Raw genomic sequence first — 25,924 nt, forward strand, 5'->3', positions numbered from 1 at the left:
TTACTCATAAACTTGACTAGCAATTGTATTTCCAATCTAGCTTCGGCTCCCAATAGCTAGCGTATAGTTAATCCATCATTTCGCACTTGAAGTTCAAAGTGCTACATGCTGTCTTATCTATCCGTACACTATTAAACAGTCGCCTACACTTTTTCTTTAAACATACTGGTTGTTTTGTTCAGTTTTCAAAGATCAATGTCCTTATTCTCTGCCATAAGAGGCAACTTTTAAAGTTTATCACTTCTATTCGCAGAAGTCAATATCTTTTTTGTATTATTTTGTCGCTCTGTAATTTGCGACTTTACTAATATAACACCCTTATTATTCTAAGTCAATACTTTTTTATTCTTTTTGTTTTAGATAATGTATGCAGCGAAGAGTAATATACCATATGCACTTCCAGATCTAAAATAGGTAACCTATCGAAAAGGCTAACCTCTATAAAGAATAACCAATATTTATTAATATAAACATGATTTTTGTAAGTTTTCTATGGAGCGAAACATATCAATCCTCCAGACTAGTTACAGCAGAATAATTAACAAATTAAACCTCAGCAGGAAGCCTAGACCAACTTCCATCCATTGACAGTGCTAATCATTACACCGTTTCAATGGTGCATCTTTATTTTACCATCCCGAGCATTGATTTATTGTGATATATAAAAGTGTAGACGCTAGAGTGGACGTAGCTGACATTACACGCTGCACTTCAAGCCAATTTTTGTTATTTCGTTGGTAGTGAAAAAACTTCCGCTGATTGAAAATCACGGAAGCTCTTCTCTCTTAATCCCTATTTCTCATTTGAGGGAATAATAACACATCACGAATAGAAGGTGCATCGGTTAACAACATAACTAACCGATCAATTCCAATACCTAGACCACCTGTAGGCGGCATACCGTATTCGAGTGATTCCAAAAAGTCTTCATCCATTTCATGTGCTTCGTCATTTCCTTGCTCTTTTTCTTTGACTTGTGCTTCAAATCGTTCCCGTTGGTCAATAGGATCGTTTAACTCCGAGAATGCATTAGCGTGTTCCCGCCCAACAATAAATAGTTCGAAACGATCTGTAAAACGCACATCTTCTTTATTCTTCTTTGCAAGTGGTGAGATCTCGACTGGATGGCCGTAAACAAATGTTGGTTGAATTAACGTTTCTTCTACTTTTTGCTCAAAAAATTCATTGACAATATGGCCAAAAGTCATTGTATCTTTGATCTCTACACCATGCTCTTTCGCCAATGCCTTCGCATTTTCATCACTCATTTGCTGCCAAAAATCTGCTCCAGTTGCTTCTTTGACAGCATCAACCATATGGACTCTCTTCCATTGTGGCGCAAGGTTGACTTGATAGTCACCATATGGCACCGTGGTAGAGCCGTTTACTTCTTCTGCAATATGGGCTACCATATTCTCTACCAATGACATAATATCATGGAAATCTGCATATGCTTCATAAAGTTCTAGCATTGTAAATTCTGGGTTGTGTCTAGTGGAAACTCCTTCATTACGGAACACTCGACCAATTTCATAGACTTTCTCCATACCACCTACGATTAATCGTTTTAAATGGAGCTCAATTGCAATTCGCATATACAACGGTATATCCAATGCATTATGGTGTGTAATAAATGGCCTTGCAGATGCACCACCAGCGATCCCGTGCATCATTGGTGTTTCTACTTCTAGAAAACCACTGTTATCTAGATATCCACGCATAACTTGGATGATTTTACTTCTCGTAACAAATGTATCTTTACTTTTCGGATTGGTAATTAAGTCTAAATAACGTTGACGATAACGTTGTTCTACATCTTTTAAGCCGTGGAACTTTTCCGGTAGCGGTCGTAGCGATTTCGTTAATAGTTGATAATCTGTTACTTTAACAGATAGTTCCCCAACTTGTGTTTTAAAGACAGTACCTGTTACACCGACGATATCACCTAAATCAGTTGAGTTAAAGATTTCATAAGCTTCTTCACCAACCATATCTTTTCTTACATATAATTGAATTTGTCCGCTCAGGTCCTGAATATGGGAGAATCCGGCTTTCCCTTTGCCCCGCTTTGTCATTACACGTCCGGCAATGGTGGTTGCAATCCCCTTTTCCTCTAATTCCTCTTTTGAGAATTGATCGTAGGCCTGTCTTAATTCTTCAGCTAAATGCGTTCGCTCAAACTTATCTCCAAACGGATCAATTCCTTTTGCTAGATAAGCTTGTAACTTATCCCGTCTGACTCGCATATGTTCATTTAATTCTTCGGTCATTTTTTTCACTCCAATAATTTATTTACTCCATGTTATGTAAAATGACAATCCCTTAAAAACGCTACTAAAAAACTATGGTTTAGTATAGAAAACGAAAGGTCTCGTGTCAATATATAACCATTTACAAAAAATCTAAACTAAGTTCCTCATTTACTACATAACTATAATTAAAAACCTAATCCCACTTTCCGTTATACCAAACAATACTATAGCACGCTATTGATGACTTTCCACCGTTTTGATCTAATCGTAATGCTAATTGCCCTTATCCTCTTTCGGCGTTAATTCTTCTTTCGTTATAGTTAAAATTTCTGTTATTTGATCTATTTGTGTCGATGTCGGCATCCGGTTGCCACGTTCTATTTCACCCATAACAGAAACAGATATGCCTAATTTCCCAGCAAAACTTACTTGTGTGTACCCTTTTAATTTCCGGTATGCTTTTATTCGTCTTCCCCATTCGATCGCACCCATTTTACTACTCCCTCTATCTGCTGTTGTGGTACCTCATCTAGAACATCGATCACAGCCTTATTGACTAAAGGGATCTTAAACTCCGGGTTCAAATCACAAAGTGGCACTAATACAAAAGCCCGTTCATGCATTCTAGGATGAGGAACAGTTAGTTGTTCCGTTTGTATAGTTTCTTGATTATATAATAAAATGTCAAGGTCAATTGTTCTTGGCCCCCATTTAATCTCGCGTTTCCTTCCAAGTTCAATCTCTATTTTTTGACAATAGTCTAATAATTCCGTTGGTTTTAAGCTAGTACTTATTTCAACAACCATATTCAAAAAATTACTTTGTTCCATATAGCCAACTGGTTCTGTTTCATAAATAGACGACTGCTTTTCAATAGTAATCTGATTGTTTTTAGACAACAGCAATGTAGCTTTTTGTAAATACGTATAACGCGGGAGGATATTAGAACCTAGCGCAATATAGACATTTTCCATCTTATTCCCTCTCCCTAAAAATTTCAATAGCAACTGACTTATAATGGCCCGGGATTGGAGGGTCTGGTTTATACACTTTTACTGTAACAGCCACAAGCTTTGAAAAACTTTCGAAAAGCTGCTCTGCGATTTTTTCAGCAACTGCTTCAATTAAATGAAACGGTTTCCCTTCGACTATTTCTCTTAATATACTGTATATATGACCATAATCGATGGAATCCTCCATTCTGTCTGACTTTCCGGCTACTTTTAAATCACATTGTAAAACTAAGTCAACCAAAAAACGTTGTCCTAATTTATTTTCCTCTGAAAATAAGCCGTGATAGCCATAAAACGCCGCATTGTTTATATATATTTTATCCACTCTGATATGCTCCCTTTCCAATCATTGCATCCATCATCTTTGTCATTCGAACAATTGACTCTACGTGATGAACTCTTACTATACTTACACCTTTTGTTATCCCATAACAGACAGTAGCACCCGTTCCCTCGTCTCTTTGATTAACAGGCAAATTTAGTACGTGTCCAATCATTGATTTTCTAGACGTACCTAACAAAACTGGGTAGCCTAAGTCTGTTATCTGTTCTAGGTTTCGCATGACGTATAAGTTATCTTCGACCGTCTTGGCAAAGCCAATTCCAGGGTCTAAAATAATATTAGACTGCTTCACACCAGCTTCACGTGCAATCTTAATACTTTCTTGTAAATCTTGTTTCATATCCTCCATGATCGAAGAATAGGTTTGGTTATCACGATTGTGCATTAAAATGATTGGCACATCATAAGCAGCAGCTATTCGAGCAATATTCGGTTCCTTTTTCGCTCCCCATACATCATTAATAATCGAAGCACCAGCTTCTACTGCCTGTTTGGCTGTTTCTGCTTTGTACGTATCAATCGAGATTGGAATTTTTATTGTTTCTTTTAACGCTTTGATAATTGGAACAACACGATTTACTTCTTCTTCTTGTGATACAGGCGTAAATCCCGGTCTTGTTGATTCTCCCCCAACATCGATGATATCAGCACCGGCTTGTTCCATTTCAATAGCTTGTTTGACAGCTTGTTCGATTTCGTTATAAGAACCTCCATCAGAAAAGGAATCTGGTGTTACATTTAATATTCCCATTACTAGTGTTTTTTCATCTAAATCAAATGTCTTTTCTTTTGTTTTTAATAATATGCCCATAAACATTCCGCCCTTATGGTTTTTCTAAATTATATTCTACTATATTTTTCTCACTTCTTCACAGATGCCATACCAATTTGTTTAGCCTAACGCATTTTCTAGACAATAAAAAGGCCTGACTTGGGTAAGTCAGACCTAAGAATATAATTAATTAGTCTTCAAATTGATATAACGGAGTAGATAAATAACGTTCACCATTACTAGGAATAACAGCTAATACTTTTTTACCTTTACCAAGTTGCTTAGCCACTTGTTTTGCCGCATGAATGGCAGCACCAGAAGAAATACCACCAAGTACGCCATCTTTTTTAGCAGCTTCACGAGCTGAAGCAAAAGCATCTTCGTTACTTACAGTAATAACTTCATCATAAACTTCCGTGTCAAGTATATCTGGAACAAATCCAGCACCAATACCTTGAATCTTATGCGGACCAGGTTGGCCACCAGAGAGAATTGGCGATGCCGTTGGTTCAACTGCATAAATCTTTATGTCTTTATAATTTTCTTTAAGCACTCTTCCTGCTCCTGTAATCGTTCCACCAGTTCCAATCCCAGATACAAATGCATCTAGTTGATCACCCATTTGCTCAACAATCTCTTTTCCTGTTGTACGAGCATGTACATCTGGGTTTGCAATGTTACTGAATTGCTGAGGCATAAAATAACCGTTTTCTTTTTGTAGTTCTTCTGCTTTTTTAATAGCACCTTTCATACCTTCTGCACCAGGAGTTAATACTAGTTCAGCACCATAAGCTCTTAGAAGATTACGACGCTCCATACTCATTGTATCCGGCATGACTAGAATAGCTTTATAACCTTTAACAGCAGCTACAAGTGCTAAACCAATTCCAGTATTACCACTTGTTGGCTCAATAATTGTGTCGCCTTCTTTTAATTTGCCATCCTTTTCAGCCGCTTCTACCATCGCTAGTGCTATCCGGTCTTTAACCGAACTTCCCGGGTTCATAAACTCTAATTTTAAGTAAATCTCTGCACCATCTGCATCAGCTGTCCGGTTCAACTTTACGATTGGTGTATTTCCAATTAAATCTATCATTGATTGTGCTACTTTCATGCTACTCACTCCAATTCCTAGTATTTTTGTTGGATTAATACCAATTTACGTCATTTGACTACTAACTGTCAACCATGAAGCAAGTAATTTTATCAATTATCTCAAATTTTTTCTATTACTCGTAAATCCATTCAACATCCATCTCGTCCCAAAAGGGATCGGTTGTTATCGTCGGCTTAATTTGTTCTAATGCAAGCTCTCGCTTAATATGATATTTAATCTCATCATAGCTAAAGGTAATAGATGGAAGTAACCGATGAAAGTATAGAATAGCAACCTCGCCAGACGCAGTTCGGAATGGTTCACTATAAGAATCCTCTTTCATTTCCATTGCTTTCTCATAATACCGAGCAGGTAAGTAATCGTTATTTTCAGTAAAAAACCCCAAATACCCACCGTCACTCCTAGAATTTTCATCAATCGTGTATTCCCGAGCAAGCGCTTGGAAGGAGGCTCCATCCTCTAGTTCTTCATAAACTTTATTCCCTGTTTCAAGATCATTGACAACAATATGAGATACTTGAATTGATTCATCAAATTCATATTGTTGTCGGTTGTCTTCGTAATAGTCCATTATTTCACTATTATCAATAGATATATCTGCAGTTAAAAGTTCTTCTAAACTGAGGCGATATCGGACATCTTCTTCCCAAGCAGCTTCATTTTCTTTTATTTCTTCACTCGATAACACTCCGTACATCGTAAAAAGTAACGACACCTCCCGATTAATCAGATTTTGACTGATTTCTATCCCTTGATCTTCCGCCAATTGAAACACGATTTGTTTATCCATCATATCTCGTAACACTTTTTCCCCATATTGTTCTTGTAGTTTACTCACCCAAGTATTATAGGAAATTTCTCGACCGTTAACTGTGGCAACCGACCTTTTTTCATCTACATTCCCATTAAGCGGTTCTACAGGGGAAGTAATCTTCTTTTCATTCATCCATATCGCTAAAGTAGTTAAATTCGTTATTAGCAGACAGATAATTAAGCCCCAAAGAAACTTCCTTGTCATCCTAGCTTCCCTCTCCTCCTTACGATTTCAAGCGTTCTAGTTCATCTACACCAAGTTGATACGTTTCGTTACAGAAGTGACAGGTTGCCTCTGCTCCTTTATCTTCTTCAATCATACTGTCTATCTCTTCGTTTCCAAGACTCTTTATCGCTTGTTCAATTCTCTCTTTAGAACAATGGCAGTAAAAGGTAACGGGCAATTTATCCAATATTTTTAAATTCTCGTTACCAACTAATTGAATAAGGATATCTTCTGGACTTTTCCCCTCTTGAATTAGAGTAGAAATAGGTGGGATTTGACTAATCCTGTTTTCAATTACTGTAATCGTGTCATCATCAGCACCTGGCATGAGCTGAACGATAAAGCCACCTGCAGCTAGAATGGTGTGGTCTGGATTAACTAAAACGCCTGCACCAACAGCGGATGGGACTTGTTCTGATGTTGCAAAATAATAAGTAAAGTCTTCACTAACTTCGCCTGAAACGATTGGAACTTGACCAGTAAAGTTTTCTCTTAATCCTAAATCCTTCACAATGCTTAGACTTCCTTCTGTCCCAACAGCTCTAGCAACATCTAGTTTCCCTTTTTCATTTAGTTCAAAATCTACATGTGGATTTCTTACATACCCTCTTACTTCTCCTTTTGCATTAGCATCAGCTACAATTGGTCCGATTGGGCCATTCCCTTCTAATTTCACAGTTATCTTGTCATTCCCCTTAAGCATGGCACCCATCATTGCAGAAATCGTAATTGTTCTGCCAAGCGCAGCAGACGCAGTTGCCCACGTGTCTTGCCTTCTTCTAGCCTCTTCAACTGTTTCCGTTGATTGTATTGCATATGCTCTTACCATCCCTTGGAATGCTGTTGCTTTAATTAAATAATCTCCCATGATGCTCTTCACTCCTTCGTACATCTTTTAAATAATGTTTTATATATGGAACTATATTAGTGTTTGATTTGACTATCTGAACCATACGTTAGTCTAACCGATATTATTAGCAATTGTCTTCCTTGTAAAATATCATAACACATAGCCTGTTCAAAAGAATGCCTAAGGATTTCAACTTAGTAGCTAATCTTTTTCTCGTATAATAATACTTAAGACCTCGAGGGAGGGGTAGGCGCTGAAAGCTATAACGTTGCTGTCGCTGGATGTTATCCACGCTTGGATTTTTTTATACTTTCTTACCTTGTAAAAAAGGCCTACCCACGAAGTGAGAGGCCTTTTTTTACTTATATGTTTACTTATTATCGTCATCTTTCTGGTCTTGTTGTTTCTCTGTTTTTGATTGGATATTTACTTTAAAATCGTCTTTTTCAATCGTCTCTTGATTAGACGGAGCTTTTTCTTTTCCATCTTGTTCCGAGACAACAGGTTTTGGTAATACTCCATTCTCAAACAATGATTTAATTTGCGCAGCATCTAATGTTTCCACTTCAAGTAAAGTTTTAGCCACAAGCTCAAGCTTTTCTTTCTTATCCGTTAAGATTTCTTTTGCTTTGCTGTAACATTCAGAGATAATCCGTTGAATTTCTTGATCGATCTCATATGCAATCGCATCACTATAATTTTGTTCATTTTGCATATCTCTACCTAGAAATACTTGACCACCAGAACTTCCAAACTGAAGTGGACCAATCTTATCGCTCATTCCGTATTCGGTAACCATCTTTCGCGCAATACCTGTTGCACGTTGGAAATCGTTATGTGCTCCAGTACTTACTTCACCAAATGTAATTTCTTCAGCGACACGGCCACCAAGAAGTCCAGTAATCTTATCAAGTAATTCTGGCTTTGTCATAAAGTAACGATCTTCTCTTGGGAGCATAACCGCGTATCCGCCAGCTTGACCACGAGGCACAATCGTAACCTTATGTACCATATCAGCATCATCAAGAACCATACCGATAATGGTATGCCCACTTTCATGGTAGGCAACAATATTACGCTCTTTCTTCGAGATAACCCTGCTCTTTTTCGCAGGACCAGCAATAACACGATCAATTGCTTCATCAACATCTTCCATATCAATCTTTTGTTTATCACTTCTAGCCGCAACTAGCGCAGCTTCATTTAATAAATTTTCTAAATCTGCACCCGAGAACCCAGGCGTACGCATTGCAATTGTTTTTAATTCTACGTCATCTGCTAACGGTTTGTTTCTTGCATGTACTTTAAGCACATCTTCACGCCCTTTTAAATCTGGGCGGTCTACCGTTATTTGACGGTCGAAACGTCCTGGACGTAATAGTGCAGGGTCTAGAATATCGGGACGGTTTGTTGCAGCAATAATGATAATACCTTCATTTTCACCGAAACCATCCATCTCAACTAGCAACTGATTTAACGTTTGTTCACGTTCATCATGGCCGCCACCAACACCAGCACCACGTTGTCTACCGACCGCATCAATCTCATCAATAAAGATAATACACGGTGCGTTCTTTTTAGCATTTTCAAATAAATCACGGACACGTGAAGCACCGACACCGACGAACATCTCAACGAAATCAGAACCACTAATTGAGAAGAAAGGTACACCAGCTTCACCTGCAACAGCACGTGCTAACAATGTTTTACCAGTACCAGGAGGACCTACTAAAAGAACCCCTTTTGGAATTTTTGCACCAATGGCGGTAAACTTCCTCGGATCTTTCAAGAAATCGACAACCTCGACAAGCTCTTGCTTCTCTTCATCAGCACCAGCAACATCTTTGAATCTTACTTTCTTCTTATCTTCACTATACATCTTAGCTTTACTCTTACCAAAGTTCATCACACGACTACCGCCGCCTTGAGCTTGGTTAAGTAAGAAGAAGAATAAGATAAATATAATGACAAATGGAATCATAGTCGTTAAGAAAGTAACCCATCCATTTGGTTGTTCCTCTTCTTCAATAGATAATATCTCCTGGTCCGCAGCTATTTCCATGATGTTGGCTATCGCTTCAGGATTATCTGGAATATTTGTGACAAATGTACTTCCCTCTTGTGATAAATCACCTGTTATCCGATACACACCATTCGATGGTTGCATTGTCATTTCTGTAATTTCACCATTATTCAAGGCTTGGTAAAATTCATTCACTTTAAACTGCTCTGCTTGATTATTTTGTCCGTTAAATACTCCGACAACTCCAATTACTACCAGGAATATTAGAAAATAAAAAATCACATTTCGAAATATTCGATTCATTGCCTACCTCCTCCCAAGCGAGAAAACTATAGTAAATATTATCATATTAAAAAGGTTGATTACAACTAAATACAATTACTCTTTATTGATATGTTACAATTGTTTGACACATGCAAAAAAATAATAACCATTTATTCTCCACCATATATTTTCGGCTTTAAAACCCCAATATATGGGAGGTTACGATATCTTTCCTGATAATCTAAGCCATAGCCAACAACAAATTCATTTGGAACTTGAAAACCCACAATGTCTGCTTTAATATCAACGGTACGTCCTTCTGGCTTATCTAATAATGTAACAATTTTAACTGATTTTGCTTTTCTGTATTTGAACAGATCAACAAGATAACTTAATGTTAGACCACTATCAATAATATCTTCAATAATTAACAGGTCCCGTCCCTCGACTTTAGTATCCAAGTCTTTTACTATTTTCACTTCTCCAGAAGAGCGCATTTCTCCTCCATAGCTTGAGACATCCATGAAATCCATTTCCAAATGCGTCTCGGTGTAGCGAAGAACGTCTGACATAAATGGCATAGCACCTTTTAAGACACCAATTGCAAGCGGGAATTTTCCATCATATTCTTCGGTAAGCTTATACCCAATTTGCTTGCACTTTTCCTCAATTTCTTCTTTTGAAATGAGTACTTTCTCAATATCATTATGCATCCTGACCTGACCCTCCTACATGTTGCTTTTGAAAATAATGTAACCGTACATACCTCTGTTTATCTATGTCGCTCTCAACCTTACCCTTTTTCACCCCAACCAACCACAAAACGTCGTCTTGTTGACCGGTAATTACTGGCCATGAATCCCTCAAGTACTTTGGTATTTTTTCATCAATGAAAATATCCTTCACCTTTTTAGTTCCATTTAATCCTCTAATAAGCATGCGGTCCCCTGGCCTTCTTGTCCGCACAAGAAACGGATATTGTGGTGGGATTGAATCAGGAAGTATCATGACGTTTTTTGACTGTTCTTCCTCGTAGTTATCTGTAAAAACTGAAGTAATAACAGATCCATTTGGAAGCGTTATTTGTCCGGGTACATCCAAAGTGAATTCATAGTGCAAATCTGCATTATTTTTAAAATAACATAAAACTCGCGTGTAAGATTTGGTCACTAGTAATCCGTTTGGGAAATCGAGGGTGACATTCGCCTTTTCGTTATGTATTAAATGAAAAAACTGTTGTTCATGAACATAGGATAAACCTTCTGGCACATTATCATATAGATAGTTCAATATTAGATGATAGGTACGTCTTTGTAAAGCAAATGGATAACGAAGGAAATCGTCTATGTTAAAACTTACCTCACTTTTGTTATCGATTTGAACAATTGAATGGAAAACCTTTTTCGCTTCTTGATGAAGATAAGACTCGTCTTCTCTTAACAGCTCACTTAATGCTTGCATATGCTTATGAATACTCGGATTTTGCTCGCGAAGTAATGGTAAGATGTTATGCCTAAGATGATTTCTTGTATAGACAGTCTCTCCATTAGAAGGGTCTCGTCGCGGCTTTATCCCGTACACTTGACAATAAGCTTCGATTTCCTTTTTAGAAACAGCTAGGAACGGCCGAATAAGCTGACCCGTTGCAAATCGACGTTTGACCGGTATGCCAATTAATCCATTTGGCGTTGTATTTCTTATTAACCGCATCAGTATTGTTTCTGCTTGGTCATCGCCATGGTGCCCAAGTGCTAAAAAATCCGCTTGAAACCGCCTCATCTGTTCTTCAAAAAAGCGATATCTCATTTCACGGGCTGCGACTTGAGTGCTTAAGCCCGTGCTACGTTTATACGTTGGGACATCAAGAAAGGTTTCATAAAAATTTATTTTCCATTCTAAGCAAATTTGGCGAACATATTCGACATCTTGGTGCGATTGTTCCTCCCTTAAGCCATGGTCAATCGACAATGCAATAATATTTAAGTGGTAGTCCTTTCTTATTTTACAAAAAAAGTGGAGGAGGGCCATTGAATCTGGACCACCAGAAACACCAATTAGTACTGTTGCCCCTTCATGCAATAAGTCGTGTTTCTTAATAAATGCCTTAACCTCATTTTCCACGTCACTCCACTCCATTACTTGATATTGCTTTTTTTCCTATCCTTAGGATAGCATTATTCTTTAGTACACTGCAAAAAGTTGGAACAATTATTTTTAGACCGATCATAGTGAACTTTACATACAACAGCTTTACTTTAAAATTAAATAAAATAAATAAAACAAGATTACAACAATAAATATCCCGATACTTTCTAAAAATGGATGGCCAGCTGCTTTTGTTTGTTTGTTCACTTGTGACCTACGTCTCGGTTGGGGCTGCGTATTTGAATTTCGTTGATTGATGCGATAGTAGTTCGAACCTTTGTCAGATCGTTTCATAATTAAGGAAGCAAGCTCATCTTTCATTTGTTTGCTTGTCGTATATTCTCCTTTTAAAGCTTTTGCCAGACACGGTTGATATGGAGCAAGCGGTTTTGTTTGATAAAGCTTTTGTAATAAGGTTTTCTGTGGATTGGACCCACGTTCAAACCTTTTCGGATGATAAAAATGTAGCATAACCATCGCTAAGGCAAACAAGTCATAGGACGGTTCAGCTTTTCGTGAGCCGAAGTTCCAATAACCCCGATCATAGAATTCGGTAAACTCCTTAATTGACCTACCTATTTGAGTTGTTCCTCCAACATCAATCCATCTCAGCCTAGGTGGTGGATAGGTTACAATGAGATTATCCGTCTTCAAATCACCAAACACCCATCCCGCTTCATGAAGCTCTGTTAAGTCATCGAGCAATTGAAGCATGAGAATCCCTAACCATTCTTCTCCGTGTGCATGAATAAATGTAGACAGTTGTTTTCCACGTAAAAATTCCATGACATAAAAGGAGTATCGCTCCCCTCGTGGGTCAATCCAATCATCTACATCTAACAAAGAAGGCCCAAGGCGATTTCCCTGGACCTTTTGAAAGGATTTTAGGACATTAACCTCCATCGTAATAGAAGAACTTTTGTCACTTATTTTTAACGCTTGTGGCTTTCCATCTGACTCACATAAATAGACAGAACCAATCGCACCACTTCCTAATCGTTTTCTGATTACATACTTTTTATGATGCCATTTGCCAGTGACTACATCTCCAGGCCTTAATCTAAAATCCTGTTTCTTCGATGTTTGATTCATCTTCTTTCAAGAAGCTCCTTTTTAGGCTTTTCTTGCCAAACTGATACATTGCTTCCTTTAAAGCAGGTCCTGTTGGTGTAATCCCTCCACTAGTTAATTTAGGGAATACAGAGGAGATGGAGTCTAACTTTGGCGACCAATCCATAATCTTTTCAATCGGTTTTTTCTTCCCTGGAAAGGTGAAAATCGCAAAACGATTTCGGCCTATTCTTGCGTTCATACTAACAGATAAATCAATGATAGATTCTTGTACAGTTGGTAATTTGTTACTCATACTAGCACTTGAATCTACTAAAACGAGTACTTCTAAATCACTAGTCTCCCCTAAATCATCGACTACTTCCATTACTTCTCCGCGCTGTTCTGGTGGTAGTTCATCGAGCGACTTATCTGGTCCAAGAATTTGTTTAAGTTCTTGATTAACGACACCTTGTAATGTTTGCGTCATAGCTTGTCTAGTTACCGTTTGAACGGTTTGTGATAGTGCTTGTTGATAAACAATCTGGCTTACGCCGTTTCCAGATAAGGCAATGTCTTCCACCTCTTGTAACCCTGTTGGGTCTTCGCTTTGATTATCTTCTAATATACCAATTACATTTACCGTTATTCCTTGTTGAGCTGCTAATGCCGCAACTGCTGATGGGTCTTCCCCTTTATTTGAGCAACCGTCCGTAATTAATAGAATTTGTTTCAATGTCCCTTTTTTCATTGGTATAACTCCTCCCATTATTATCCCTTTATTAATCCACAAGTTAAATAACTATTAGCATCATTGTTGCCATGAAATAAGAGAAATATACCTCTTATTCTATTAATTAGACATTTAGAACAAAAGCGTAAGACAAGCCTCGTAATGGCGGTCTTTGCCATGTAGAGGATTTACTACGACTCAGAAGGGGTAGGCGTTGAAGCTTGACGTGGCTGTCGCAGGATGTTGTGGATATGTAGATAATTTTTATACTTTTCAACAACAAAAAAACATCGACTCGTGCTACGTTTAGCCACAAGTCGATGTTTTTTGCTAATTAGCCTTTTTGTGATAAGTCGGAATTGCTGCCCATTTAGGATTATTCTTTTCAATCTTTGCCACCAATACTGTCATATCATCCTCTATTTCTCCTGCACGTGTTCTAACTACTTCTTCAAGGAGTAGGTCTGCCATATCTTGTGGATCCTCAGATTCTACTTCTTTTATTTTTCGTTTTAACCACATATCCACATTCTCGATATTTTTAGGTCCCTCAAAGATGCCATCACTCATCATGATGAGTAAGTCACCTGCTTTAAGCTGCTCGTTTACTACCTCGACATCGAATTCTTGGATGATTCCAATTGGTAGGTTACTAGCCTCTACTTTAATAATTTTGTTTCCTCGTTTAATAAAGCTAGGTGTTGAGCCAATCTTCAGAAATCGAACTGCTGCATTATGCAAATCAATCATTGCTAAGTCTAAAGTAGAAAAGATCTCATCACTCGTACGTAATGATAAAATTGAATTAATCGACTTAATAGCTACTTGTTCTTGGATACCTGATTGTAAAATTTGTTGGAGCAATCGAAGGGTTTCTGCACTTTCTTCATGTGCCCGTTCACCATTCCCCATACCATCACTTATTGCCATGGCATATTTTCCAGCTCCTAATTCAATCGTCGAATAACTATCACCTGAAACTAGCCCTCCACCTTTTGCCGCATGGGAGACGCCTGTTTCGACAACGTATTTCTTTGCCGAGCCAAAGGATAAATAACAGTAACCATTTGGCACTGGTGAAATTTCCTCTTCTTTTACCACAACAGTTTCTTTTAATATATCTGACAGCATTGGGGCAATTAATTTCGGTCCCTCGCCATGATAATTATAAAATGTCAAATTCATTTCGATATCAATGTTTCCTTTTTCCAGACTGTAAATATCTAACTTCTCTAGTTCTATTCCCATATGATTTAGTGCTGCAACAATCTCAACCTCTTGTTGTTCATGGTTCTCTCGTTCTTTTAAAATCTCATTTGCGAAATCACCCATTACTTGGGAAACACCTAATAATTGGTCCGCAACAAACCGGCGACTTTCACTTACTTGCTTTTTTAGCTTTCGATTTGCTTCAAAAAAGGATAGTTCCTGACGCATTGTATCTAACACTTTTTTAGATTTGACGCAATGATTTTCGAAACTACTCTGTGTAACCTTATTCGGATTACGATTATCTTCTAAGTCTTGTTTCAAGTTAGTCATCATATCATATGTTTTATCAAAGTTTTGTGCCCAGCACCATTCCTTCTTAAAGCACGTTTGACACGTCTTCTCTGTCACATTACTTAAGAAGTAATCTGTTTCTTTATCATTTTCCTCTTCAATAGCTGTCTTTTGTTCTAAGGTGAAGCTATCCGATAATGCATGAAATACGTTAGAAAACTGTTTTACCCGGCTTGCTGTTACATCTCGCACCTTTTGTAAATATTGCTCCTGTTCCTTTGAATGCTCAATCGTACCAGGAATATAACGAGAAATTTTCTTAATCCAGCTTTCTGGTGTACAGAAAAATAAAATAATCGCTATTAATGATTCCATAATTGATGGTAGTAATGCATCGAGACCCTTACCGTATATTCCAATTAATAAGGTTCCAACTAAAAGGCCTAAACCAACACCAATCTTTTTTCCATCCTTTAACAATCCACCAAGTAATCCCGAAAATGCTAATAAACTCATTTGATATAGACTTGCAACATTAGCAAGACTAAGAATTAAGCCAGCAACGACCCCAACGGTAGATCCAATTGCCGCTCCACCAACATAGGATAGCCAAAGGACTAGATATCGTGATGAGATTTGTTCTATTGCTGCTCCTTTAATTTCCCAACCTATTGTTCCAGTCAATACAGAAGCAAGTAGAATTATCATACATACAATTTCTTCATTTTTTAATGTAGGTTTGTATCTTTTCGGTGATAATAACGGGATGCTTTGCATAAAAATAAGTACTAACACCGCACTTAGTACCCCCTCAACTGCAGCAAGCATCCATTCGTATGAAGATAATTGGTTCAATAATGCATAACCGATCACTCTAGGTAATACACTAGAAACAAAGACAAGGATTGGAATGATTTTCTGCTGGTGGTTCATCCTTTTACATACGGATGCAAGTAAGATGAAAACGATCATGGCAGCAAATACATAACTCCCTTGTTCAACTCCGAGTGTTAAGGCACCGATCAGAGTCGCAAGCACTAATTTAAACGATTTATCCTTTCGCATAAACCATACTGATGCTAAAAACGAAAGGGCAAATGGCGTTAGTGAAGATAGTACAACTGCTCGTCCTAATAAAAAGCCTACGATAAATAAAAGCCAACCCTTTTCTATGAAAAAGAGTTTTGTCTTTTCTCCAAGTTTCTTCTTCCATGATTGTACATTGTTGCTATTATGTACGACGATTGATTTGGATTCGTTTCCAGTTGCTGAACCCATCATTCTACACCACTCCTTCTTGTAGACCATTTAAACACAATTCGCCCCATAATTTTGTCAAAACAACAGATGTATCGTTCAAAAATGTTCGACGTCATTCTAGGTAAGAATCGATGTTTCAACACAAAAAGTATGAATCTTACCGATTTCTTGTCGATGTATGATAGCTAGGTTAAACAAGAAAACTGGGGTAAAAGCAGCCTCATCCCTCACCACAACAGGCTAAACTCATTAAATGTTTATTTGTTTTTTTTGACGAATGATTAATTGAATTTTTTTTGATAGAAATGATAACTTCCTTGATGGTCGACAAGACACCCAAATGAAGTATAAAAAAATTTAAGCGTGGATACCCGGTGACATCACGTCCAGCTTCAGCGCTTTTATTCTATTAAATGTCATAAACACTTATTTTTTAGAATAGTGTTGTTTTATTCCGTCAATTACCATTCGATAATAGGCTTCATCATGTGGAACAAAATCCTTTTTGCTTACTGTTGTTCTAAATGGAATTTTCCTTCCTCCATGACATTCAAAACCTACAACACTTACATACTGACGATCTTCTAACAGTAAATCTTCTATATCTTCGAGCAGAATTTGTACCATTGCCGTTATTTCACTTTCTTGTATAGTTAATTGCTCCATCGCTCCATCATACTCATAAAGATAGATATGACAATGTTCATTATCCTTAAACCCTGGACCTTCTAACTGTTCAGAATAAATCCCAAGTGATACTAATTGCTCAAATGGCGGAGCAATACCGACTTCTTCTTCTAGTTCGCGGACACCATCATGCATAGATTCCCCCGCTAGCATGTGTCCTGCTGCAGATATATCAATCAGACCCGGAAACAAGTCCTTGTTTGGATGTCTCCTCTGCAATAGGAGTTATACTTGCTCCTGTTCTTTTATAACTATCCAGCATTGAAACGTTTGGTGCCATAACCCTAATCGATGTGCATCTTCCCTATTCGCCTTACCAATATGTTTTTTATTATGATCAAAAATGTCGAGTTGTTCTATCATTACTGTCCCCCAGTCTTGATTACTCATTGCTTACTGGTGATAAATGGCTAACATCATTATACTTATGTATTTTCCAGTTCCCATCTATATGTTCGACATGATTGAGACATGCATTTAATAATCTTGTCTGTTTAGAAGCAATCTGCCCATCTGAAATGGTTTCAAGGATTAAGCTGATTACCGCACCATGAGCAACAACTAACACTTTTTTATTGCTGTATTGATCAACAATCTGTTTCATCCCTTCCATCACCCGTTCCAAAACTTGTCCCTTTGTTTCTGCACCTGGGTACCGTTTGTCTGGATATAGTCGGTCTCGTTCCTCTTTAGTAGTCCCTTCTGCTTTACCAAATGACCACTCTTTCAATTGTTCCATCTCCACCAGTGGTACATGTACTCCTTCATTAATGATTTCAGCTGTCTCCTTTGCCCTTCTTAATGGACTAGTGACAAGGACATCCCATTCGGTGTCCTTAAAATAGTCACGACATTCTCTAGCCTGTTGTCTACCAGTTTCATTCAATGGAATATCTGTCTTTCCCTGTAATTTTTCATTAAGATTCCAATCTGTTTCGCCATGGCGAATTAAACATATCATTTATTTGGCCCCCCTATTAAAACCATACTATTGACACTTGCCATTCACTATTGTATTATATCATTTGTGCATTTAGAAATACTTGGCGGCGTAGCTCAGCTGGCTAGAGCGTACGGTTCATACCCGTGAGGTCGTGGGTTCGACTCCCTCCGCCGCTATTAAGAAAAGCTCTTGGATTTTTTCTAATCTTCTAAAAAAGCTGATCCCTTAAGAATCAGCTTTTTTCTGTATAGTCTAGTTTTAGCATTCTTCTTGACACTTTCGGTATAGACAGCAAGTTATCCTTTTTTAGCACCTCGACCTCCGCGTTTAGATTCAGTATTCTTTCTAAGTGAAGCTAAACGGTCCTCAGAGTCTTTCAAAAACTTATTCATTTTCGCTTCAAAAGACTCAGTATGATCACGGTTATTCTTAACATGAGGTTTGCGGCGCGCTGGTGGTGGATTATCTTTTGCCTTCTTGATAGATAAACCTATTTTTCCATCATTTTCCACATTAACAACTTTAACAGTTACTTCATCACCAACTGATAAATGGTCATTAATGTCTTTTACATAGTTATCGGCAACCTCACTAATATGAACTAATCCTGTAGAACCACCTGGAAGTTCAACAAAAGCTCCAAAATTAGTGATCCCTGTTACCTTACCCTGCAACTTGCTGCCTACTTCGATTGACATAAAAAAAATGCTCCTCCTTAAATTTTGAAAAAAGATATCATACTCATATATTATATATAAGCATCAAAAAATGTGTCAATATGACGGGTCCTCATCTGGAAGTTTGAAGACAATTTCTCCTTTTTCCGTGAAAAAGTAATTTGTTTTCGCAATTTGTAGGACATACTCCTCATCATTAAGGAGCTTCACTTCTTCCTGTAAATCCTTTTCCTCACTTTTAAGAACAGCCAATTCCTTTTGTAAAGATTCATACTGCCCCTGTTTATCCGCATAGAGGTTTCGTTGTTTCAAATGATACGTCGTAATACTGCCTATTGTAAGAAACACAATGAAAGAAAACAGTACCAGACGGCGAAGTAAACGTTTCTTTTTCTTAAGTTGTCTTTGCATGTATGCATCGTATTGATCCATATATGATGAGTCTATTTTTGCCACTTTGCGTTCTTTCCTAGTCACCGACCGGCTTACCCCTTTCTATTACGAAATTTATTCCACCATTTAACTACTCTATTCTTTATTTTACTATAAAATCCTCCCAGGTGGATGATGTATTTTTTCGCATTTTGCGGCAAGAGGCGCCAAATAATTTTAAAAACAAACGAAATTGGATACCATACGATTTTAACTGCTATAATTAGCAACCAAAGTATGATTCCCCAGATTGATAGAAGTACAGAGATGATTAATTTAAATAGGAATTTAATTGGCTGAATAATAAACAATTCAAGTAGCCGATATAAAAAGTGATAAATAGAAACAATTGCATTAATCACCCATTCAAGAATTCGGAGATAAAGCTGATTAAATAAGCTTTTGTACATCGCAAATCCACAAATAAGTGCCAATAGAATGTAAAACCGAAGCTCACCTTGATTAATCAAGTATAAGACATAAAATAAAATCAATGCTTGTAACAACCAGAATAGGATTTCCAATGAAAAAGCAAAGATTTTTCTTTTTTTCCATAACGGTTCGAACCTACGAAATGTATCCATTGCTGCCCCCAAATAAACCCCGCCAGCTATCATGGATATAATCGTAAGAAATTGCGTGCTTAGTGTCATTTAAACAACTTGCTAAAGAATCCTTTAGCTTTCTCCCCATGTTGGTCATCTAAGTAAGAAAGCTCATATATTTTTCCTTTTATTGATACATTACCTTGTTCAACATCAAGGTTCTTCATTTGCAGATTCTCACCGCGGACAATTAAATACCCCATCACCGTTTGTAGAAGAAATTCCTCATTATCAAAACTATCAACTTCCTTGACACCACTAATTTCCAATAACTTTCGGTTTTTCATTGTTATATGATGTTCTGTTTGTGGACCTATAGTTGCGTTTCTTTCATAATAATTATTCATTAAATAGCCCTCCCTTATCATTTATAATTTATGAAGGGAGGGACAAGTTTAGAACGTTATTGTGTTATTTGTTCTTCTTTTTTGATTGTATAAAGTTGGACTGCCTCGTCTTTTTTTACAATCTCTCGTAACGATGCTACTTCAATCGTTAATAGTTTTTGCCCAAATCTGATTGTTAAAATGTCACCAACAGCTACAGTAGAAGCTGCCTTGGCAGTGTTTCCATTGATGGATATTCTCCCCTGATCAGCAATTTCCTTGGCTAATGTTCTTCGTTTAATTAGTCTAGATATTTTCAAAAATTTATCAAGTCGCATCCGTTAAAACACATCCTTTTCAAATTCTACTTATCTTCTATTTGTTTTGCTTCATTCCACAAGTGATCCAATTCATCTAATGACATTTCTTCGAGAGAACGATCACTCTCTTTAACCTTCATTTCAATATATTGAAATCTAGTACGAAATTTATTGTTTGTTTGAAATATAGCTAGTTCTGGATTAATTTTATAATATCTCGCAAGGTTAACTACCGCAAATAATAAATCCCCGATTTCCCCTTCTAGCTTATTTGGTTCTTCTTCGATCGCTTGCCATACTTCATCCATTTCTTCCTTGATTTTTTCAAAAATCGGGAAGACATCATCCCAATCAAAACCAACTGTTGCTGCTTTTTTTTGTATCTCTTCTGCAATTAGCAATTGTGGTTGCGAAGGGTTAATCTGATCAAGCAATGCTGTTTCTTGGGTAGGTTTTTCTTCCTTCTTTATTTCATTCCAATTTTTAACGACGTCATGCTTATCGTTAACTTTAACCGTATCAAATACGTGGGGATGCCTGCGCACCATTTTATCTGTCAGTGTTTTAATCACGTCATCAATTGTAAAAAAGCCTTCATCCTCACCAATTTGGCTATGAAGCATTACTTGTAATAAGACATCACCTATTTCTTCAACCATTGCCACATCATCTAGATTGTCAACTGCCTCGATAAATTCATAGGTTTCTTCAATTAAATACTTGCGCAACGATTGGTGGGTTTGTTTTTTATCCCATGGGCATCCATCCGGACTACGAAGCTTAGCAATAACTTCTCGTAAGCGGAAAAAATGGTGATTTAACTGTTCTTTATCAGTTGGTTTAACGTAGACACTCGTTAAGTTACTCAATTCAACCGTTTGATCTAGCTCGACTAATGGAATGGTAGTCAATTTTTCATCTTTACTTCCTACCGCTTCGACTACAGTTACTGGATGATTTTCGGGTAAGTCTTCTAAAAGGGTAAGCTTAACTTCTGAAGCGAGAAAGCGATCGTACACCTGACAAAAGAGCAGATGGTGGCGATAGTCAAGTTGGTCTCGTGTAAAACTAGTCCCGTCAATAAATTGAAACCCTTCAATCGGATCAATTTGTAAAGCAGTAAAAGTTGCATCGAGATAACTTTGCCCGCCAATGATTTTTGTATCGATCTCCTTGTTTTCTAACAAAAGTTGAACTGTTCGTTCAGCTAGCATAGGATGTCCTGGTACTGCATAGACTACCTTCGCTTGCTTCTTCCCCTCTGTAATTAATCGTTCAACAATTTCTTCATACACTTGTTCAAACTGCTCGTGTTTTTCATATATATCATCAAAAGAAAGAAAAGAAACACCTTCCGCTTGAAGAGACTGAACAACTGGATGGTCTATTGTTCGCACGAAAATAGATTGATTTTCCTGAAGAAGCTTACGATAAATGCCAAGTGGGAGTTGCTCCATATCACTTGCTCCAAGCCCAATTACTTCAATGACACTTTTCACAATTTATTCCTCCTTTAAGAAAAGCGCAAGTCGCGCCTTGCCCAGCCTAAGGCAAGCTTAAGGCCAAGCCTTGTAATGGCTGGGGGAGCGGGAAATTCGCTCTTTCCTGTCCGAATTCAACCTCGATTCTGCGCCAGAGCTAGACAGCTCATCGATCTTTCTATACTTTCTTATCTTGAAACAAATCGCTAAATGGTAAGGCGTTTAATTCTTCATCCGTAAAGCCATCACAACGAATAAAGACAACAAGATAAAGGGCAGCCCCGAAGATCGTACATGCTATCACTAGCCAAAAATACGCTATACGTGTATGGACATTTAACAAATCAAATAGATAATTATTACTGATCCATAGAAATAAACTAAGACTTACCGAAGCAATACCAAACGCGAGAAGTGGAAAGGTACTACCTTTCCACTTTGGTAGTTTTTTACTTAGCGAATAAATATTTACGATTAGAACAAGAAATAATGAAATGACCGTTGCTAGCGCACTACCGGTAATACCATAAATCGGAATTAATAGTTCATTTAACCCCCATTTTAGTCCAATACCAAGCAAAATAAAACAAGCAGTTAAGTAGATAAAGCCAAGTCCTTGTAATACTGTTGCAACAGTTGTAATTAAGGATGTAAACAAGATAGCAAAGGCTAACACCCTCAAACTATTCGTTCCAGCCTCGTTCTGGTATAATAAAACGTTTATATATGGGAACAAGCCTACTAATCCAATCGTTGCACCAGCAGATAAAAATAAACTAAATTTTAACGCACTTTGAATATGTAGATAAAAGGATGGAGGATTACGTTCTAATCGGTGCTTAGTAATCGACGGAACTAAAGCAAGTGCTAAAGAAGACCCGACGACCGTTCCTAATTGAACAAGGGGAAAGCCGCGGTCATACACGCCTTTCCATTTTCTTGCCTCAAGGGAACTTAGACCACTTTCTACAAGATTTGGTACCAACGTAAAAGCATCCGCCAATTGTAAAAGCAAAAGTAACATATGATTGACACTGATTATTGTCCCATATAGCAATATTGTCTTACCAAATTCGACCCAATCGGGTTTAACAATTTTTTGCTCGTATTGATTTTGCCGTACCCAGATAACTACTAATACACAGGTCGCTAATGCTGCACCTATCATGCTCCCATACGCAGCACCAATACCAATACTATATACATCTTTCCCTTTCCAAACAATCGTAATCGCAACTAATAAAATTACACTAACTCTAGCTAGTTGCTCAACAACTTGCGAAATAGCAGTAGGCCTCATATTGTGTATCCCTTGGAAAGTTCCCCTAAGCAGCGACGTAAATGGGATGATTAAAAAGAGATAGGCACATGCCTGGATGGATGGCTGCAAGTTACGATCGCCCATCCACACGGCAATCGAATGACTAGAAAAATAGATTCCCGAAAAGAAAGCAAGATTGATTAGCAATAGTAAGCACAAAAGCGGAATATAAAAGCCCTTAAACGATAAAAACTTCCCTTCCTCTTGCCTTTCTGCTACAAGCTTTGAAATAGCTGTTGGGAAACCATAAAGTGATAAGATAATAGCAAAGCCAAGAAACGGATAAATTTGCTGATAAATGTAAAAACCCAGATCCCCTGTAATATTTTGTAGTGGAATCCGGTATCCAGCACTGAGTATTTTGCTAATTAGTCCAGAGAATGTAAGTAACAAAGCTCCTTTATATAACTGCCTTGTTGTTTGCTCATCACCCATGAAAACGACTCCTTCTTATATCATCGCCAATTATATCATATGGTGCTACACTGCATCATCTTCACGTTCTCTTCTATTCAATCTCAGTCTGTTGATACCTGTTTAGGAGCTTGAATTCTTTTTTTATCCTTTTAAAAAGAAGGCTGTTGTCTAAAATTAATTAGACACAGCCTTCTCGTTGTTCAGTTATTTAATTTCTATTATGGATGAATCTCCTTTATTAACCTTCCCTGGTGCAAGAAGATTAACAGTCGTACCTTCCTGTAGGTTCGTAAAGATGATTGGTGTTATCGTCGATTTAGCATGCTTTTCGATATACTCTAAGTCGACATCCATGATTACGTCACCTTGTTTGACCGTTTGGCCCTCATTGATTTTTGATTGGAAACCTTCTCCTTTTAAATTAACAGTATCTAAACCTATATGAATTAAGATTTCCATACCGTTTTCGGCCTGGATTCCAATTGCGTGCTTTGTAGGAAAGATATTTAAAACCTTACCATTAACAGGTGAAACAATCTTACCTTCCTCTGGCTTAATAGCGAATCCATCACCCATCATTTTTTGAGAAAATACTTGATCTGGTACTTCACTAAGTGATACTAATTGACCAGTAATCGGACTTGTAAAATTAAGTTCACTAGTAAACGAACTAGTAACTGGTTGATTCACCTTTTCATCTGTTTTCCTTGGGGTTTTACCACTGATAATATCTTGTATTTGACCTTTTATCGAGTCGGATTGCGGTCCGAAAATGGCTTGAATATTATTTCCCACTTCCATTACACCAGAAGCACCTAACCTCTTCAGACGATTCTTATCGACATTGTTTTTATCATGAACGGAGACGCGTAGCCTTGTAATACAAGCATCTAAATGGGTAATGTTTTCCTTTCCACCTAGACTTTCTAATATATCAAAAGGCAACTCACCAACATCTTTACTTTCTTCCGCTACCTGATCATCACTGTTGTCTTCGCGACCAGGGGTTGCTAAATTCCATTTTCTTATCGCAAAACGGAAACCAAAATAGTAAAGCGCAGCAAAAACCAAACCAACCGGTATGATTATCCACGCATTAGTCGACAATCCCCAATATAGTACATAGTCAATGAATCCACCTGAAAAAGTAAATCCTGCTTTCACATTCAATAAGTCCATCACTACAAACGATAATCCCGCGAACACAGCGTGAATTAAGAATAATACTGGCGCAACAAATAGAAAAGCAAATTCAATTGGTTCAGTTATCCCTGTTAAAAACGATGTAAGGGCAGCAGATCCCATAATCCCTGCAACCTTTGCTTTGTTTTCTGGATGCGCTTCATGATAGATTGCTAAAGCTGCAGCTGGCAATCCAAATAACATAAACGGGAATAATCCAGCCATGAATGTACCTGCAGTTGGGTCTCCTGCAAAATAACGAGTCATATCTCCCTTTACAGTCTCACCTGCATCATTAACAAAGGAACCGAATTCATACCAGAACGGTTGGTAGAAAATATGGTGCAATCCAAATGGAATAAGAATACGTTGACCAAATCCAAAGATAAACGCTGCAACCGTAGTATTTGTTTCCGTTGCAAGGACAGAGAAATAATCAATTACGTTCTGGATTGGTGGCCAAATAAAGACAAAGATCATCCCTAAGACTACACCAGTGGCTGCCGTAATAATTGGCACAAAGCGCTTTCCAGCAAAGAACCCTAAGAACCTAGGTAATTCTATATTGTAAAATCGCCTGTATAGGATGGAGGCAACAATACCCATGATGATACCGCCAAACACACCCATTTGTAAGGTTGTCATCCCCAACATTTCAATCGTTTCAACGCCTCTTGCTTCAGCAATAATTCCAAGTGTTACATTCATCGTTAAAAAACCAATAACTGATGCAAGACCTGCAACACCATCTCCATCTGATAAACCAATCGCAACACCAATCGCAAACAGTAATGGTAAATTAGCAAAAATAATTCCACCAGCTTGCTCCATTACAGCGATATCAAGAACATTTTCGTTACCTAGCCCGAGCAATAGACCCGCAGCTGGTAAAACAGAAACTGGGAGCATTAAAGCACGCCCAATCCGTTGCAACAAACCAAATGCTTGTTTAAACATCTATTTTTCCCCCTAAATTAAATTTTTTGCCAATCAAAGTAACACAAGAAAAACGCAGACGCTGAAGCTAGACAGCACATGGGTTATTTCCTTTTCTATAGCCAGCCACTTAAGATTGAGTCTTTTAAGACGAGAACAAAAAAGGCATGAGTAAAACAGAGTTTAGTGAAACGGGTAGATACCCATTAAACTAAATCCTGTCATACTCATGC

At 37.7% G+C, this 25,924-nt stretch carries 25 protein-coding genes and 1 tRNA gene; 1 reads left to right on the forward strand and 25 read right to left on the reverse strand.

Features of this window, described 5'->3' with window-relative positions; translation table 11 throughout:
• Positions 1 to 785: 785 nt before the first annotated feature.
• The 17 genes from lysS to NC799_RS13565 all read right to left on the reverse strand — a co-directional run bounded on the left by lysS (position 786) and on the right by NC799_RS13565 (position 18,012).
• Positions 786 to 2,270 (reverse strand): lysine--tRNA ligase, encoded by a 1,485-nt coding sequence (lysS, locus tag NC799_RS13485; protein WP_272446967.1) that lies wholly within the window; start codon positions 2,268 to 2,270, stop codon positions 786 to 788.
• A gap of 255 nt (positions 2,271 to 2,525) precedes the next feature.
• Complete coding sequence (locus NC799_RS13490; protein WP_272446968.1) at positions 2,526 to 2,744, reverse strand: helix-turn-helix domain-containing protein; 219 nt, start codon at positions 2,742 to 2,744, stop codon at positions 2,526 to 2,528.
• Positions 2,714 to 3,226: a 2-amino-4-hydroxy-6-hydroxymethyldihydropteridine diphosphokinase gene (gene folK / locus NC799_RS13495; RefSeq protein WP_272446969.1), complete on the reverse strand. Its 513-nt coding sequence runs from the start codon at positions 3,224 to 3,226 to the stop codon at positions 2,714 to 2,716. Before folK ends, NC799_RS13490 begins: the two co-directional genes overlap by 31 nt.
• A gap of 1 nt (position 3,227) precedes the next feature.
• The gene (gene folB / locus NC799_RS13500; protein ID WP_272446970.1) at positions 3,228 to 3,590 is read right to left on the reverse strand and encodes a dihydroneopterin aldolase; all 363 of its coding nucleotides are present in this window, start codon (positions 3,588 to 3,590) and stop codon (positions 3,228 to 3,230) included.
• Positions 3,583 to 4,419: a dihydropteroate synthase gene (gene folP, locus NC799_RS13505; RefSeq protein WP_272446971.1), complete on the reverse strand. Its 837-nt coding sequence runs from the start codon at positions 4,417 to 4,419 to the stop codon at positions 3,583 to 3,585. The genes folB and folP overlap by 8 nt, the downstream gene beginning before the upstream one ends.
• 151 nt (positions 4,420 to 4,570) lie before the next feature.
• Positions 4,571 to 5,494, reverse strand: a complete 924-nt coding sequence (gene cysK, locus NC799_RS13510; RefSeq protein WP_272446972.1) for a cysteine synthase A — start codon at positions 5,492 to 5,494, stop codon at positions 4,571 to 4,573.
• 115 nt (positions 5,495 to 5,609) lie between these two features.
• Positions 5,610 to 6,515 carry a peptidylprolyl isomerase gene (locus NC799_RS13515; RefSeq protein WP_272446973.1) on the reverse strand — a complete coding sequence of 302 codons (906 nt, stop codon included), beginning with the start codon at positions 6,513 to 6,515 and terminating at the stop codon, positions 5,610 to 5,612.
• A 19-nt stretch (positions 6,516 to 6,534) separates the two neighbouring features.
• A complete protein-coding gene (gene hslO, locus NC799_RS13520; RefSeq protein ID WP_272446974.1) occupies positions 6,535 to 7,404 on the reverse strand; it encodes an Hsp33 family molecular chaperone HslO in 870 nt (289 codons plus the stop codon).
• Positions 7,405 to 7,756: 352 nt separating this feature from the next.
• A complete protein-coding gene (ftsH, locus tag NC799_RS13525) occupies positions 7,757 to 9,712 on the reverse strand; it encodes an ATP-dependent zinc metalloprotease FtsH (RefSeq protein WP_272446975.1) in 1,956 nt (651 codons plus the stop codon).
• A 131-nt stretch (positions 9,713 to 9,843) separates the two neighbouring features.
• Entirely contained in the window at positions 9,844 to 10,386 is a 543-nt protein-coding gene (hpt, locus tag NC799_RS13530) for a hypoxanthine phosphoribosyltransferase (RefSeq protein WP_272446976.1), read from the reverse strand.
• On the reverse strand, positions 10,379 to 11,794 hold the full coding sequence (tilS, locus tag NC799_RS13535; protein WP_272446977.1) for a tRNA lysidine(34) synthetase TilS: 1,416 nt from the start codon (positions 11,792 to 11,794) through the stop codon (positions 10,379 to 10,381). The genes hpt and tilS overlap by 8 nt, the downstream gene beginning before the upstream one ends.
• Positions 11,795 to 11,923: 129 nt before the next feature.
• Positions 11,924 to 12,910, reverse strand: coding sequence for a protein kinase domain-containing protein (locus NC799_RS13540; RefSeq protein ID WP_272446978.1), 987 nt, complete (start codon positions 12,908 to 12,910; stop codon positions 11,924 to 11,926).
• Positions 12,879 to 13,619: a vWA domain-containing protein gene (locus NC799_RS13545; RefSeq protein WP_272446979.1), complete on the reverse strand. Its 741-nt coding sequence runs from the start codon at positions 13,617 to 13,619 to the stop codon at positions 12,879 to 12,881. Before NC799_RS13545 ends, NC799_RS13540 begins: the two co-directional genes overlap by 32 nt.
• A gap of 312 nt (positions 13,620 to 13,931) precedes the next feature.
• Positions 13,932 to 16,385 carry a stage II sporulation protein E gene (gene spoIIE, locus NC799_RS13550; protein WP_272446980.1) on the reverse strand — a complete coding sequence of 818 codons (2,454 nt, stop codon included), beginning with the start codon at positions 16,383 to 16,385 and terminating at the stop codon, positions 13,932 to 13,934.
• 405 nt (positions 16,386 to 16,790) lie between these two features.
• Positions 16,791 to 17,270 (reverse strand): NUDIX hydrolase, encoded by a 480-nt coding sequence (locus NC799_RS13555; RefSeq protein WP_272446981.1) that lies wholly within the window; start codon positions 17,268 to 17,270, stop codon positions 16,791 to 16,793.
• Between the two features lie 6 nt (positions 17,271 to 17,276).
• The gene (locus NC799_RS13560; RefSeq protein ID WP_272446982.1) at positions 17,277 to 17,414 is read right to left on the reverse strand and encodes an NUDIX hydrolase; all 138 of its coding nucleotides are present in this window, start codon (positions 17,412 to 17,414) and stop codon (positions 17,277 to 17,279) included.
• A 19-nt stretch (positions 17,415 to 17,433) separates the two neighbouring features.
• On the reverse strand, positions 17,434 to 18,012 hold the full coding sequence (locus NC799_RS13565) for a histidine phosphatase family protein (protein WP_272446983.1): 579 nt from the start codon (positions 18,010 to 18,012) through the stop codon (positions 17,434 to 17,436).
• 84 nt (positions 18,013 to 18,096) lie between these two features.
• Here NC799_RS13565 and NC799_RS13570 point away from each other — a divergent pair.
• A tRNA-Met gene (locus NC799_RS13570) sits at positions 18,097 to 18,170 on the forward strand.
• 120 nt (positions 18,171 to 18,290) lie between these two features.
• Here the strand turns inward: NC799_RS13570 and NC799_RS13575 are convergent.
• The 8 genes from NC799_RS13575 to ptsG form a co-directional block, all read right to left on the reverse strand.
• The gene (locus NC799_RS13575; protein ID WP_272446984.1) at positions 18,291 to 18,692 is read right to left on the reverse strand and encodes a S1 domain-containing RNA-binding protein; all 402 of its coding nucleotides are present in this window, start codon (positions 18,690 to 18,692) and stop codon (positions 18,291 to 18,293) included.
• A 75-nt stretch (positions 18,693 to 18,767) separates the two neighbouring features.
• Positions 18,768 to 19,148 (reverse strand): FtsB family cell division protein, encoded by a 381-nt coding sequence (locus NC799_RS13580; protein ID WP_272446985.1) that lies wholly within the window; start codon positions 19,146 to 19,148, stop codon positions 18,768 to 18,770.
• A gap of 8 nt (positions 19,149 to 19,156) precedes the next feature.
• Positions 19,157 to 19,756, reverse strand: a complete 600-nt coding sequence (gene yabQ / locus NC799_RS13585; protein WP_272446986.1) for a spore cortex biosynthesis protein YabQ — start codon at positions 19,754 to 19,756, stop codon at positions 19,157 to 19,159.
• On the reverse strand, positions 19,753 to 20,055 hold the full coding sequence (yabP, locus tag NC799_RS13590) for a sporulation protein YabP (RefSeq protein ID WP_272446987.1): 303 nt from the start codon (positions 20,053 to 20,055) through the stop codon (positions 19,753 to 19,755). Before yabP ends, yabQ begins: the two co-directional genes overlap by 4 nt.
• Before the next feature lie 56 nt (positions 20,056 to 20,111).
• A complete protein-coding gene (locus NC799_RS13595; protein WP_272446988.1) occupies positions 20,112 to 20,372 on the reverse strand; it encodes an RNA-binding S4 domain-containing protein in 261 nt (86 codons plus the stop codon).
• Positions 20,373 to 20,398: 26 nt separating this feature from the next.
• The gene (gene yabN, locus NC799_RS13600; protein WP_272446989.1) at positions 20,399 to 21,853 is read right to left on the reverse strand and encodes a bifunctional methyltransferase/pyrophosphohydrolase YabN; all 1,455 of its coding nucleotides are present in this window, start codon (positions 21,851 to 21,853) and stop codon (positions 20,399 to 20,401) included.
• A gap of 160 nt (positions 21,854 to 22,013) precedes the next feature.
• Positions 22,014 to 23,591, reverse strand: a complete 1,578-nt coding sequence (locus NC799_RS13605; protein ID WP_272446990.1) for a putative polysaccharide biosynthesis protein — start codon at positions 23,589 to 23,591, stop codon at positions 22,014 to 22,016.
• Between the two features lie 186 nt (positions 23,592 to 23,777).
• Positions 23,778 to 25,712 carry a glucose-specific PTS transporter subunit IIBC gene (ptsG, locus tag NC799_RS13610; protein WP_272446991.1) on the reverse strand — a complete coding sequence of 645 codons (1,935 nt, stop codon included), beginning with the start codon at positions 25,710 to 25,712 and terminating at the stop codon, positions 23,778 to 23,780.
• Positions 25,713 to 25,924 lie beyond the last annotated feature (212 nt).

The organism is Aquibacillus salsiterrae, assembly GCF_028416595.1.
In the GTDB taxonomy this organism is placed as follows: Bacteria; Bacillota; Bacilli; order Bacillales; family Amphibacillaceae; genus Aquibacillus_A; species Aquibacillus_A salsiterrae.

What these genes read in the sequence shown, in the direction of transcription:
- NC799_RS13540 (WP_272446978.1), bottom strand. Translation starts at nt 12,910, where the DNA reads ATGAATCAAACATCGAAGAAACAGGATTTTAGATTAAGGCCTGGAGAT.
- NC799_RS13515 (WP_272446973.1), bottom strand. Translation starts at nt 6,515, where the DNA reads ATGACAAGGAAGTTTCTTTGGGGCTTAATTATCTGTCTGCTAATAACG.
- yabQ (WP_272446986.1), bottom strand. Translation starts at nt 19,756, where the DNA reads ATGACACTAAGCACGCAATTTCTTACGATTATATCCATGATAGCTGGC.
- yabP (WP_272446987.1), bottom strand. Translation starts at nt 20,055, where the DNA reads ATGAATAATTATTATGAAAGAAACGCAACTATAGGTCCACAAACAGAA.
- hpt (WP_272446976.1), bottom strand. Translation starts at nt 10,386, where the DNA reads ATGCATAATGATATTGAGAAAGTACTCATTTCAAAAGAAGAAATTGAG.
- NC799_RS13565 (WP_272446983.1), bottom strand. Translation starts at nt 18,012, where the DNA reads ATGATATGTTTAATTCGCCATGGCGAAACAGATTGGAATCTTAATGAA.
- NC799_RS13595 (WP_272446988.1), bottom strand. Translation starts at nt 20,372, where the DNA reads ATGCGACTTGATAAATTTTTGAAAATATCTAGACTAATTAAACGAAGA.
- spoIIE (WP_272446980.1), bottom strand. Translation starts at nt 16,385, where the DNA reads ATGATGGGTTCAGCAACTGGAAACGAATCCAAATCAATCGTCGTACAT.
- cysK (WP_272446972.1), bottom strand. Translation starts at nt 5,494, where the DNA reads ATGAAAGTAGCACAATCAATGATAGATTTAATTGGAAATACACCAATC.
- NC799_RS13545 (WP_272446979.1), bottom strand. Translation starts at nt 13,619, where the DNA reads ATGAAAAAAGGGACATTGAAACAAATTCTATTAATTACGGACGGTTGC.
- NC799_RS13560 (WP_272446982.1), bottom strand. Translation starts at nt 17,414, where the DNA reads ATGATAGAACAACTCGACATTTTTGATCATAATAAAAAACATATTGGT.
- NC799_RS13490 (WP_272446968.1), bottom strand. Translation starts at nt 2,744, where the DNA reads ATGGGTGCGATCGAATGGGGAAGACGAATAAAAGCATACCGGAAATTA.
- hslO (WP_272446974.1), bottom strand. Translation starts at nt 7,404, where the DNA reads ATGGGAGATTATTTAATTAAAGCAACAGCATTCCAAGGGATGGTAAGA.
- NC799_RS13605 (WP_272446990.1), bottom strand. Translation starts at nt 23,591, where the DNA reads ATGGGTGATGAGCAAACAACAAGGCAGTTATATAAAGGAGCTTTGTTA.
- lysS (WP_272446967.1), bottom strand. Translation starts at nt 2,270, where the DNA reads ATGACCGAAGAATTAAATGAACATATGCGAGTCAGACGGGATAAGTTA.
- folK (WP_272446969.1), bottom strand. Translation starts at nt 3,226, where the DNA reads ATGGAAAATGTCTATATTGCGCTAGGTTCTAATATCCTCCCGCGTTAT.
- folP (WP_272446971.1), bottom strand. Translation starts at nt 4,419, where the DNA reads ATGGGCATATTATTAAAAACAAAAGAAAAGACATTTGATTTAGATGAA.
- ftsH (WP_272446975.1), bottom strand. Translation starts at nt 9,712, where the DNA reads ATGAATCGAATATTTCGAAATGTGATTTTTTATTTTCTAATATTCCTG.
- NC799_RS13575 (WP_272446984.1), bottom strand. Translation starts at nt 18,692, where the DNA reads ATGTCAATCGAAGTAGGCAGCAAGTTGCAGGGTAAGGTAACAGGGATC.
- ptsG (WP_272446991.1), bottom strand. Translation starts at nt 25,712, where the DNA reads ATGTTTAAACAAGCATTTGGTTTGTTGCAACGGATTGGGCGTGCTTTA.